The organism is Providencia sp. JUb39 (genome assembly GCF_012272845.1).
In the GTDB taxonomy this organism is placed as follows: Bacteria; Pseudomonadota; Gammaproteobacteria; order Enterobacterales; family Enterobacteriaceae; genus Providencia; species Providencia lanzhouensis.
Window position 1 is genome coordinate 1,759,890 of the sequence record NZ_JAAWXD020000001.1, and the last position, 12,049, is coordinate 1,771,938.

Here is a 12,049-nt window from a genome sequence, read left to right on the forward strand (position 1 = left end):
AATTGCCAAAGGATGCGGGATGGCTCTCAATATCTAAAATCACACTAATATATGGCAAGCTTACGATAGACGAGTATTTCTTAGGGAAATTGTCTATTTAATTGATAATTCATTAAAATTAAGAATGTTACAGGAGAGGTCTCTGAGAGGGTTCTGTTATAATTTTGTCTCTCATTGAGCTATTCTCTCAATCCTTAGTCACATTTTATGAGCTGTCAAAATGGCATCCATTTTTAACAATCTTAATTACTTAACCAAGCTAGATGCCATCTTAATGGCTCATAAACCGAATAGTAGTAAAGGATTAAAACGCTTTATTCTTGAATTTTGGTTTTTTGGTTTAATTAATGCTCGTTCTTGTCTGTTTGCTGGATTCTTCTTTTTGGCTTTATTCCTAGTGCCAGCGAAAGGGATTCTAGGTATTCCTCGATATGATGTTTTGCTGATTTTCGCAGTCTCTTTTCAAGCACTTTTAGTATGGTCAAAGTTAGAAACGTGGGATGAGCTAAAAGCTATTTGTGTATTCCATTTAGTGGGCTTTATGATGGAGTTATTCAAAACCTCGGCGACAATTGGTTCATGGCAATATCCTGATGAGGCGTATACCAAACTTTGGGGAGTTCCACTGTTTACTGGGTTTATGTATGCGGCAGTTGGTAGCTATATCATCCAATCATGGCGTTTTTTTAATGTCAGAATTGAACATTATCCACCTTATTGGATGGCGACATTAGTGGCTTTAGCCATTTATATTAACTTTTTCAGCCATCACTATATTGATGATTATCGCTGGTACTTAACGGCGTTTATATTTGGTTTGTATGCCCGCAGTGTAGTGTTTTACACCCCATTAGATAAAGAACGTAAAATGCCGCTATTGCTTGCATTTATGCTGATAGGGTTCTTTATTTGGCTGGCGGAAAACTTCGGGACGTTCTTTGGTGTTTGGCAATATCCAAATCAAATCGGAGCATGGTCGATGGTACATGCGGGGAAATGGGGGGCATGGTCGTTACTGGTGATCGTGACTTTCACGATTGTGGTGCATCTCAAACACATAAAAAGTTGTGTATCCATAGCGCGCTAGCAATGAACTTTTGTTAAAGACGGAGGTAATTTCCCCCGTCTTTTAGCCATTACAAATCTTGTCGCCACGCATCAATGGATAATGGCTCCCCAAAATGGCTTTCAATCAGACGACGCGTCACATCATGAAGTGGGGCCGCTAATACTTCAGCTGTATTTCCTCGCTCAACGACTTCGCCTTTATCCATCACGAGCATTTTGTCACTAATATGCTTCATCATGCCTAAATGTTGGGTTACGTAAATATAAGCGATATCTTGCTTAGCTTGTAAATCGAGCATTAAGTTGATTATCTGCGAACGCATCGACATATCTAGCGAGGCAAGTGCTTCATCTGCCACGATAATTTCTGGTTGCAGAATTAACGCGCGGGCGAGGGCGATCCGTTGTTTTTGACCCGATGCTAGCATATGTGGGTAATATTCTGCGTGGTCAGCCAGTAATCCTACTTGGCGTAATGTCTGGATAATGCGTCTTTCCCGCTCAATACCAGTAAGGTTAGTATTCAGTTTTAAGGGCAATTCCAGGGTTTGACCAATACGCTGGCGCGGGTTTAATGAAGTACTTGGGTCCTGAAATATCATGCGAATACGTTGGCTTCGGTAGCTATAATCCCCAAAATTTAACCGTTGGCCACGGATCAAAATCTCTCCGCCAGAAGGCTCTGTCACCCCAGACAACATACGAGCAAGCGTGGATTTCCCTGAGCCATTAGCGCCGATGATAGCTAAAGTCTGCCCCGCTTGTAGGTTGAAACTCAGCGGTTTGACGGCTTGTAATTCATGGCGACGAAATAACCCCTCACGAAAACGGAACGTTTTTGTCAGGTTACGTACCTCAAGTAACGTTTCCATTAGGGTTGTTCCTCGGTATTCAGTGGATAATGGCAGGCAACCAGATGCCCCTTAATACTGCGTAGTGGTGGTGCATCGATACAGGTTCGTTGCGCATAGGGGCAACGAGGCCCCAAACGGCAGCCAATCGGTAAGTGTTCCAATGAAGGGATAGCCCCAGGAAGCGTATTTAAACGACCTTTATGAGGGATCGGGCTTTCAAAATCAGGAATAGAGCGAATCAGTGCCTGCGTATAAGGGTGGCGAGGTCGCTGTAAAATATCATTCGGTGTGGCGCTTTCTACAGTCTGACCGCAATATAGGACATTAATTCGGTCAACCAATTTAGACATCATTTCCATATCGTGGCTGATCAGCAAAATTCCCATATTATTGTTTTGGTTTAATTTATCTAATAAACGGAAAATTTGTGCCTGCGTGGTGGATTCCATCGCGTTGGTGGGCTCATCCGCAATCAACAAGCGAGGCTGATTGGCAATCGCAATGGCGATCATCACTTTTTGGCATTCACCATCCGTCAGCTCGTACGGATAACTATGCATAATGTCTTTGTGATCTTTGATACCGACACGGTGCAATAATTCAATTGCGCGGCGTTTTCGCCAATTAAAGCGCTGCCACCAACGCCCTTTGTATGTCCAGCCGGGGATTGATTGAATCAGCTGTTTTCCTATATCGGCAGCAGGGTCAAGACAGGATTGCGGCTCTTGGAAAATCATCGAAATATTATGACCAATCAGGCGACGACGCTTACGTGGGCTGAGCTTTAATAGATCAATGTCTTGGAAGCGAAAACGGTCAGCAGTCACGCGGATATTATCTTTGGTGATCCCACAAATGGCTTTAGCAATTAAGCTTTTACCTGACCCAGATTCACCCACTAAGCCACGAACTTCTCCTTCAGATAAGGTCATGGAGACACGGTCAACGGCTTTGACGGGACCATTAGCTGTCATAAACTCAATAGTTAAATTACGAATATCAAGTAATGGCATTATTCCACCCCCGAATTAATCGCTCGGTGCAGTCCATCACCCAGTAAGTTCACAAATAAGACACTCGACATAATCGCAACGCCGGGCAAAATGACTGTCCACGGTGCCACATAAATCAACTCTAACGTATCGCCTAGCATCGCACCCCATTCAGATGATGGGAGTTGCGCCCCTAAATCTAAAAAGCCTAATGCCGCAATATCCAAAATTGCAATGGAGAGGGCGCGGGTTAATTCAGTGACCAAAATAGGGGTGATATTTGGCAGTACCGTGTACCACAAAATAAAGATGTTTGATGCGCCATCTAAACGTGCCGCCACGATGTACTCTTTATCTAGCTCATCATGCACGGCAACATAGATAGTACGCACCATACGGGGGATCAGCGCGAGGCAAATCGCAAGCATCGCATTGGTTAAGCTGGCACCCATAAATGCTACCACGATGATCGCCAATAGTAGAGAAGGAATCGATAGCAAGGTATCCAAAACGTGGTTAAAGACAGCGGACTTGAGTCCACGGGTCATACCCGCGAGGCAACCTAACACTAAGCCGATTATTGTCGCAATCGCAGTGACCAACAAGGCTGAGCCGAATGTGGATTTAGTACCAATTAAGAGACGGCTTAAAATATCACGTCCTAAATCATCCGTACCAAAGAAGAAAGCCACTTCACCATAGTGTGACCATGATGGTGGCGTAATTTGGTAACCTAAAAATTGTTGGTCGATGGCATAAGGTGCTAAATAAGGGCCCGCAAAACAGAGGACGATTAAAAAAATCACCCCAAAAAAGCCGATCATTGCCAGTATGTCGGAGGAGAAAATATTCCACACCACCCGTGTCGGGGATGGCATTTTCTGTTCACGATAAAAATTATCTGAGGACATACCAATCCTTATGTTTTAACGGGTCCATCATTGCGCCTAAAATATCGGATAACACGTTCACGGTGATCACCAATGCGCCAATTAACATCACGCCAGCAGAAATCGCTGAGTAGTCTCCTTGACGGATTGCAGTGACCAACCAGCGACCTAATCCCGGCCAGTTAAATACTAATTCTGTCACCATGGTTAATGTTAGCATCGTGGAGAATTGCAGCCCCAATTTCGGGATAATTGGCGGTATTGCGTTATGAAAAATATGGCGGCGAATAATTTTAAAGCGAGAAAGCCCACGAGTAGCAGCGGCTTTAACATAGTTACTGCTAGCCACTTCATCCGTACTAATACGGACTAAGCGAATGACTTCTGTGGTTGGCGCTAAGGCGAGTGTGAGTACTGGCAGGATCATATGTTCTAACACATTGATAATCATATCTTTACGGTATGGCGAATCCGAAAGCCATGCATCCACAAGGGCAAAGCCTGTTACTGGCTTCAGGTTATAAAGTAGGTCGATTCGCCCAGAAACGGGCAGCCATCCTAAGTGAAGCGAGAAAAATAGGGTTAGTATTAACGCTAAAACGAATACAGGCACGGAAAAGCCCAATAGGGCGAAAGTGCTGATTGCAATATCAACGGGTTTGTTTCGCCAGAATGAGGCAATCATCCCTAGTGGGATCCCGACAAATAACGCAAATAAAAAGGCGAGAATACACAGTTCCATAGTAGCAGGGAATGTGTCTTTTAGTTGCTCGGTGATAGGCTCCCCATTAATGCTAGAGACGCCGAAATCGAAATGCAATAAACCATCAAAATAGAAGATATATGCATCAATGAGTGATGCGCCGCTAAGAGGCGCATTTGGCGTGAAGTAACTTAAGCTGAAACTGACCAGCGACAAAAAGAAGACCGTCACCAGTAATAGCAGAAATCGTCTCAGTGAGTAGATGATCATGGTTGCGGCTCCTGCTGCCGAGGTGGTGCTTTTTTCGGCTCCTGCATTTCGCGATAAACGCCAGCAAATGAAGTATTGCCGAACGCGCTGATCACCAATCCTTTCATATCAAAACGATAAGCTTGTAAACGCAGCGAGTAAGCTAATGGCAATATAGGCAGTTCTTCCGCGAGAATTTGTTGCGCTTGATGATAGTAATCAATGCGGTCTGCCAGCTCTTGCGTCAGTAAGGCTTTATGCAAAACGTCATCAAATTTAGAATCACACCAATGGCTTAAGTTGGTTTGTGAACCAATGGCGGCGCAACTGAGCAGTGGGCGGAAGAAACTATCTGGATCATTACTGTCCGTTGTCCAACCCGCTAGTGTCATGTCATGGGAGCGATCCATTAATTGATTTTCTTGGAAGCGACCTTCCACTGAGCGGATACTCATGACGATCCCCACTTGGGCAAGGTCTGCTTGAATTAATTCCGCCATTTTCAATGGGCTAGGGTTATAAGACTGGGAGGCGACAGGAACCCATAATTCCAATTTTAATTTTTCTAACCCCATTTCCTGCAGCATTTGTTTGGCAAGTTCAGGATTGTAATCGGTTATTTTTGTTTGATTATCAAATGCCCAAGATGCACGGGGGAGAATCGATGATGCCGTCTCTGCGGTACCATAATAAATGGACTGCATGAGTCGCTCATTATTAATTGCATAAGAAATTGCTTGGCGAACCTTGAGTTGGTCGAGAGGCGGCTTGCTTGTATTAAACGCAAGATACGCAATATTCATTCCCGAACGCATGGAAATACGTAGGCGAGGGTCATCACGTAGCACTTTTAACTGACTTGCGGCTGGGTAGGCGAGGACATCGCACTCACCAGTGAGCAGCTTAGAAATGCGTCCTGTACCACCCGCTCCCATATCCACCACCACTTCTTCCATGCGTGGTTCACCTTTCCAGTAATCTTTATTACGCAATAAACGGACAAACTGTCCAGCTTGGTAATCATCAAAATAGAATGGTCCAGTACCTACAGGGCGCCAATCAATCATCTCTTGGCGATTGCTAGCCGAAAGCTCATCCGCATATTCCGCAGATAAAACGGGCGCGTAGTGAGTCGCCAAGTGCCATAAAAATGAGGCATCTGGGGATTTTAATCGAAACTCAACGGTGTAGTTATTCAGTTTTTTAATACTTTCGACGCTGCTCGCAAATTGCAAACTGTCAAAATAGGGGTAGCGCCCGCCATTAATGAAATGGTAAGGATTGCTGGTTTCAAACATGCGGGAAAAACTGAATACCACATCATCTGCATTCATATTACGCGTTGGTGTAAACCAAGGTGTGGTTTGAAACTTAATGTCCTTTCTCAGATGTAGCCGATAGGTCGCACCATTATCTAAAACTTCCCAGCGGGAAGCCAACTCTGGGATCAGGCGATATGTAAAGGGGTCAACATCCAGTAAGCGGTCATACAGTTGTGCGCCTAGGGGATCAATAATTAACCCGCTACTGGCGAGTTGTGGGTTAAATGTGGTGACAATGCCATTGACGCAGTAAATAAAGCCATTTTGGCGAATATCGGCCGGGACATCATTGGCAATGGTGTCTTTGTAGCTTATGTCTGTTTGCTCTGCCAATGTTGAAAGAGAAACAGTAAATAAAAACCAAAGAGTTAAAAGGCGCATAGAGCTAATATCGTTGACCTGAATTGCCTTATTGTAGCGTAAAAATAGGGTAACAGGGTATAAGCAAAATTTGTGGTGATATTTTGTACATAGCGCTGTGGGTAGTGAAGATTTTTAACTGTAAATGAGAATCAACAAGTTTATATCTAATTGTAATGGTTACTATTATTTTTAATTTAATCTTAATGAGAAATAATCGCATTAAAATGCTTTACAAATGATACTAATAACCATTATCATCAATTCAGTCTCTTGAGTGCTTAGCTTTAGCAGACAAGGCATGACATTGCTCACATTGCTTCCAGTGTTTTATTGCTTTCAGTGTTTTAGTTATATAGCCAGCTCGGGTGCTGGCTTTTTTTTTGCATAAAAATCAGCTTTCCAAGCTAATGTGATGTTTTTTAATTAATCCTCGAAATTGGTCATAACTCAGTGATAAGCATTGGGCTGCTTTACGCTGATTAAAATTGGCTTGGCGTAGCGCCTCTTCAACATATTGTTTTTCCGATTCTAATTGCCATTGGCGTAAGTCAAAGGGAAAAACGGGTGCTAATTTTGGGTTTTCTGATGATGCTGCGGGTATCTCATGAAGCTCTGCTAGTTTCTCACCAAAGGGATCTAAAATAATCGTATCCACCGGTAAGTCACTTTCCCCATGCCGATAAACTGAACGCTCGACAACATTTTTCAGTTCGCGAATATTACCTGGCCAAGAATAGCGCATCAGTGTCTGCTGGGCGTTGTCAGAAAATCCAGTGAAATAATCACGCTTTAGCTCACGTACCATACCAATGGCAAAGTGCTCAGCCAATAACAGAATGTCAGGAATACGTTCACGTAATGGCGGCATGCGGAGCACTTCAAAGGCAATTCTATCTAGCAGGTCAGCGCGAAAAAGCCCTTGGCGAGCCAATTCTGGAAGGTTGGCGTTAGTGGCACAGACCAAACGAACATCCACTTTTAATGACTGACTTCCGCCTACACGCTCTAATTCGCCATATTCAATCACACGTAACAGTTTTTCTTGTACAGACATCGGCGCGGTTGCCAGTTCATCAAGGAACAATGTGCCTTTATCTGCACGTTCAAAGCGACCTTGATGGCGTTTCTGGGCCCCGGTAAACGATCCTGCTTCATGTCCAAATAATTCAGAATCCAGCAAGTTCTCATTGAGTCCGCTGCAGTTTAAGGAGATAAAAGGCTCTTGCCAGCGGGGAGATAGATAGTGAAGGCGATCCGCGATTAACTCTTTACCTGTTCCTCGTTCGCCAATAACAAGGACAGGTTTATTTAGCTTGGCAAGCTCAGAAGCTCGTTCTAGGACATCGAGGAAATTACTCGATACACCAAGAATAGTATTGTTAGTCTCTTTCATGGTTATTTTTACCAAATTTTGGTTAATTTTACCTGTGGTTAACTATAGTACAAATAACCGCCGATAGGTATCGAAATGATATTTTTGTTATTTATTAGCTGGTTATGTAATTCTGGAAAAGTTGGCACGCCAATTGCTATCTTAGAGTTGTAAAAGATTTTGATTGAAATAATTATCGGTTTAATAATTTCAATTTTATATTCATGGAGCATCACGTATTGGTTGGACGCCAACATCGGGTTGAGGCTCTACAGAAAGATAACATCCATCAAGAGGATATAAATTATGGGTATTTTTTCACGTTTTGCCGACATCATTAATGCCAACATTGCTTCACTGCTTGATAAAGCTGAAGATCCGCAGAAAATGATCCGCCTGATGATTCAGGAAATGGAAGACATGTTAGTGGAAATCCGTTCCACCTCAGCACGTACCTTAGCTGAGAAAAAAAGTTTAGAGCGCCGCGTTGAGATGGGCGAAAAACAGATTGCTGAATGGCAAGAAAAAGCGGAGTTGGCATTAATCAAAGATAAAGAAGATTTAGCTCGCGCAGCATTGATTGAAAAACAAAAAGTCAGTGCCATGGTCGATACGCTAAAACATGAACTGATTATTGTTGATGAAACGCTGACTCGCTTAAAAGGCGAAATTACGGAATTAGAAAATAAATTGCAAGAAACGCGTGCAAAACAGCAATCAATGACCGTACGTTTAGAAGCGGCACAATCAAGCCGTAATGTTCGTCGCCAGTTAGACAGTGGTAAACTGGATGAAGCAATGGCGCGTTTTGAACAGTTCGAACGTCGCATTGACCATATGGAAGGCGAAGCGCAAAGCTACGGTATTGGTAAACAACGCTCTTTAGAACAGCAATTTGCTGAGTTAAAAGCGGATGATGAAATTAGTGCACAGTTAGCCGCGCTTAAAGCTAAAATCAATAAAGACGAATAATATTAACACGCAAGGCGCAGTGATTTCATTGCGCCAGTGCGCTAGGCTAAATAACCATAAATAAGGAAATGTGATGGGCTACGTTTTACTGTCTCTCGTATTAATCATTTTTGTCATTTTTGTTCTGCCGATTTGGTTGTGGCTCCATTATGGTAAGAAAAACAATGTGCAGGGAAGTCAGCTTACTGAAAATGAAGTACAACGTTTGATGCAATTGGCAGAGCAGTCATCGCGTATGCAGCAACGCATCAAAACGCTGGAAGATATTTTAGATGCAGAGCACCCAAATTGGAGGCAAAAATAATGACTAATCTACGCAACCGCAAGTTATATCGCTTAACGGATAAACGTGTTTTTGGTGGTGTTTGTTCCGGTCTCGCTGAATATTTAGAGTTACCGGTTGCTTTGGTCAGAGCATTAGCTGTACTTGCCCTGTTTATGAGTTTTGGATTGACCTTGATTGTCTATGTGGTGATGTGTTTCTTTGTGGAAGCTGCGCCAAGCGGTTACCGAAGTGAACAGGACATTGGGCCAGAAGTCACAACCCTATTGAACCAAATTGATGCTCAGCTACAAGCTGGGGAAATGAAACTGCGCCAAATGGAGCGCTATGTCACCTCGGACACTTACGCTGTGAACAGCAAGTTTCGTCATCTATAACAACTGATTTGCACCATCACATAAATGGGAATAGAGTTTAATGACTGTATTCCCTTTATATTTTTATTGGGAGAGCGAGAACTAGGAGCATTATGAAACGGCTACAAAATGAATTAACTGACTTAATGAACCGTAGCGTTGACCGCCATGTAAGGCTTGCTGTCACTGGATTAAGTCGCAGTGGAAAAACCGCATTCATCACTTCTCTCGTTAACCAACTTCTTAACACCACCACGGGGGCGCGCCTTCCGCTATTTTCAGCGGCGAGAGATAAACGAATTTTAGGGGTAAAACGCATTCCACAGCGCGATATGTCAATTCCGCGTTTCGCTTATGATGAAGGAATTGCATCACTTTATGGCGATCCCCCGCAATGGCCGACGCCTACCCGCGGAGTGAGCGAAATTCGCTTAAAAATTCATTACCGTTCAAATGATTCGTTTGTTCGCCATTTTGTCGATAACTCCTCCCTGTACTTAGAAATTGTCGATTATCCGGGGGAGTGGTTACTGGATTTACCGATGCTAGATCTGAACTATTTAACATGGTCTAGCCAAATGAAAGTGCTACTTAAAGGTAAGCGTGGGGAGCTCGCGAATGAATGGCTACAGCTTTGCCAAAAATGTGACCCATTAGCTCCTGTCGATGAAAATTTATTGGCTGAAATTTCCAATGCTTACACCGCATATTTGCATGAATGTAAGCAACAAGGGCAGCATTTTATTCAGCCTGGTAGATTTGTTTTACCCGGAGAATTAGCGGGAGCGCCGGCATTACAATTTTTCCCATGGCCAGATATCGAAAAATATGGTGAAAAACAGTTAGCGCAGGCGGATAAAAACACTAATATCGGCGCATTACAGCGTCGCTATCAATACTATTGTGACCATGTGGTAAAAGGGTTTTATAAGGACCATTTCCAGCGCTTTGACCGACAAATTGTGCTGGTGGACTGTTTGCAGCCTTTAAATAGCGGTGCAGACGCCTTCAACGATATGCGAATGGCGCTAACGCAGTTAATGCGCAGCTTTCATTATGGAAAACGCACATTGCTCAGACGCATGTTTTCTCCATGCATTGATAAGCTACTTTTTGCCGCCAGTAAATCGGATCACGTCACACCCGATCAACATGCAAACTTAGTCTCATTATTGCAGCAGTTAGTCCAAGATGCTTGGCAAAATGCAGCATTTGAAGGGATCAGCATGGACTGTGTAGGGCTGGCGTCTATTCAAGCGACGGAAAGCGGTATTGTAGACTACAAGGGTGAAAAATTACCGGCTTTAAAAGGTGAGCGACTCAGCGATGGGCAACCCTTAACGTTCTACCCAGGGGATGTCCCTAAGCGTTTACCTAATGAACAGTTTTGGCAGCAGCAAGGCTTTCAATTTGAAAATTTCCGCCCTCGGCCAACGCCGTTAGATCAACCGCTACCACATATTCGCATGGACAGTGCTTTGGAATTTTTGTTAGGAGATAAACTGAAATGAGTGAACCTCTAAAACAGCGCGTAGACTTTGCCGATAAAGCCGATAAGCCAGCCATGGAGCCATTAAAACAAGCGCAAACCTTTGATGAGAAAGCGTTTGAAAAATTTGTGCCGGTCGATATACAAGAAGAACAAGATAGCCTAGATGGTGAAGTTGAAAGTCTTATCAACGAAGCCTTAAAACCTAAACGTAGTTTCTGGCGCAAGCTAGTCGGTGCGGCGGCAGGTATTTTTGGGGTGAGCGTTGTCGCTCAATTAGGCCTTTGGATCCATCAATCATGGATAACCCAAGACTGGACAGCGTTAGGCACCGCGGCGGCGGGGGGCTTAATTGTGGTCGCTGGTGTGGGTTCAGTCATCGGCGAATGGCGTCGCTTGTATCGGCTCAGAGAACGTGCAGAGGAGCGTGATTTTGCACGTGAATTGCTTCATAGCCACGGCATGGGGCAGGGTAAAGCATTCTGTGAAAAGCTCGCCAAACAATCTGCATTACCGATGCAACATCCTGCTATTCAAAGCTGGCAAGCCACGGTTCATGATTCGCATAATGACCGCGAGGTTATTGAACTGTATAGCAAATTAGTTCAACCGATCCTGGATGAGCAAGCGCGTAAAGAGATCAGCCGTTCATCAGCAGAATCTGCCTTGATGATAGCGGTCAGCCCATTGGCTATTGTCGATATGGCATTTATCGCGTGGCGAAACATTCGTTTAATCAACCGCATTGCAGCCATTTATGGTATCGAGCTGGGCTACTATAGTCGGATCCGCTTATTCCGTATGGTGCTGATTAATATTGCATTTGCTGGCGCTTCTGAGCTTATTCGTGAAGTCGGGATGGATTGGTTATCTCAGGATATTACCGCACGCTTGTCGACACGCGCGGCACAAGGAATCGGCGCTGGGCTTCTGACCGCCCGATTAGGCATTAAGGCGATGGAGCTATGCCGTCCATTACCTTGGATAGAAGACAAACCGAAACTGGGTGATTTTCGCCGTCAATTAATTGGCCAGCTGAAAAATACCATTCCCTCAAAAAAAGAGAATCCATAAGCTGTAAATTTGGCTGGCAGGATGAGTTGACAGTTTTAATCATTCTGCTAGTCATGTCTAAA

At 43.9% G+C, this 12,049-nt stretch carries 12 protein-coding genes; 6 read left to right on the forward strand and 6 right to left on the reverse strand.

What is annotated here, in order from left to right; translation table 11 throughout:
* Positions 1 to 220 precede the first annotated feature (220 nt).
* A complete protein-coding gene (locus tag HFU86_RS07955) occupies positions 221 to 1,087 on the forward strand; it encodes a DUF817 domain-containing protein (RefSeq protein ID WP_222717608.1) in 867 nt (288 codons plus the stop codon).
* Positions 1,088 to 1,136: 49 nt separating this feature from the next.
* Here HFU86_RS07955 and sapF read toward each other — a convergent pair whose 3' ends face one another.
* The 6 genes from sapF to pspF form a co-directional block, all read right to left on the reverse strand.
* A complete protein-coding gene (gene sapF, locus HFU86_RS07960; protein WP_036953493.1) occupies positions 1,137 to 1,940 on the reverse strand; it encodes a putrescine export ABC transporter ATP-binding protein SapF in 804 nt (267 codons plus the stop codon).
* Positions 1,940 to 2,935 carry a putrescine export ABC transporter ATP-binding protein SapD gene (gene sapD, locus HFU86_RS07965; protein ID WP_036953491.1) on the reverse strand — a complete coding sequence of 332 codons (996 nt, stop codon included), beginning with the start codon at positions 2,933 to 2,935 and terminating at the stop codon, positions 1,940 to 1,942. Before sapD ends, sapF begins: the two co-directional genes overlap by 1 nt.
* Positions 2,935 to 3,825: a putrescine export ABC transporter permease SapC gene (gene sapC, locus HFU86_RS07970; RefSeq protein ID WP_036953488.1), complete on the reverse strand. Its 891-nt coding sequence runs from the start codon at positions 3,823 to 3,825 to the stop codon at positions 2,935 to 2,937. Before sapC ends, sapD begins: the two co-directional genes overlap by 1 nt.
* Positions 3,812 to 4,777, reverse strand: a complete 966-nt coding sequence (gene sapB / locus HFU86_RS07975; protein WP_132494878.1) for a putrescine export ABC transporter permease SapB — start codon at positions 4,775 to 4,777, stop codon at positions 3,812 to 3,814. Before sapB ends, sapC begins: the two co-directional genes overlap by 14 nt.
* Entirely contained in the window at positions 4,774 to 6,459 is a 1,686-nt protein-coding gene (gene sapA / locus HFU86_RS07980) for an ABC transporter substrate-binding protein SapA (RefSeq protein ID WP_187129017.1), read from the reverse strand. The genes sapB and sapA overlap by 4 nt, the downstream gene beginning before the upstream one ends.
* Positions 6,460 to 6,832: 373 nt before the next feature.
* Positions 6,833 to 7,834, reverse strand: a complete 1,002-nt coding sequence (pspF, locus tag HFU86_RS07985; protein ID WP_132494882.1) for a phage shock protein operon transcriptional activator — start codon at positions 7,832 to 7,834, stop codon at positions 6,833 to 6,835.
* Between the two features lie 285 nt (positions 7,835 to 8,119).
* Here pspF and pspA point away from each other — a divergent pair, with 285 nt between their 5' ends.
* The 5 genes from pspA (at position 8,120) to HFU86_RS08010 (ending at position 11,987) form a co-directional block, all read left to right on the forward strand.
* On the forward strand, positions 8,120 to 8,785 hold the full coding sequence (pspA, locus tag HFU86_RS07990) for a phage shock protein PspA (protein ID WP_006660058.1): 666 nt from the start codon (positions 8,120 to 8,122) through the stop codon (positions 8,783 to 8,785).
* Positions 8,786 to 8,858: 73 nt separating this feature from the next.
* Complete coding sequence (gene pspB, locus HFU86_RS07995) at positions 8,859 to 9,089, forward strand: envelope stress response membrane protein PspB (protein ID WP_132494884.1); 231 nt, start codon at positions 8,859 to 8,861, stop codon at positions 9,087 to 9,089.
* Positions 9,089 to 9,445, forward strand: coding sequence for an envelope stress response membrane protein PspC (gene pspC, locus HFU86_RS08000; protein WP_036953477.1), 357 nt, complete (start codon positions 9,089 to 9,091; stop codon positions 9,443 to 9,445). Before pspB ends, pspC begins: the two co-directional genes overlap by 1 nt.
* A gap of 92 nt (positions 9,446 to 9,537) precedes the next feature.
* Complete coding sequence (locus tag HFU86_RS08005) at positions 9,538 to 10,935, forward strand: YcjX family protein (protein WP_187129018.1); 1,398 nt, start codon at positions 9,538 to 9,540, stop codon at positions 10,933 to 10,935.
* Positions 10,932 to 11,987, forward strand: coding sequence for a YcjF family protein (locus HFU86_RS08010; protein WP_187129019.1), 1,056 nt, complete (start codon positions 10,932 to 10,934; stop codon positions 11,985 to 11,987). Before HFU86_RS08005 ends, HFU86_RS08010 begins: the two co-directional genes overlap by 4 nt.
* Positions 11,988 to 12,049 lie beyond the last annotated feature (62 nt).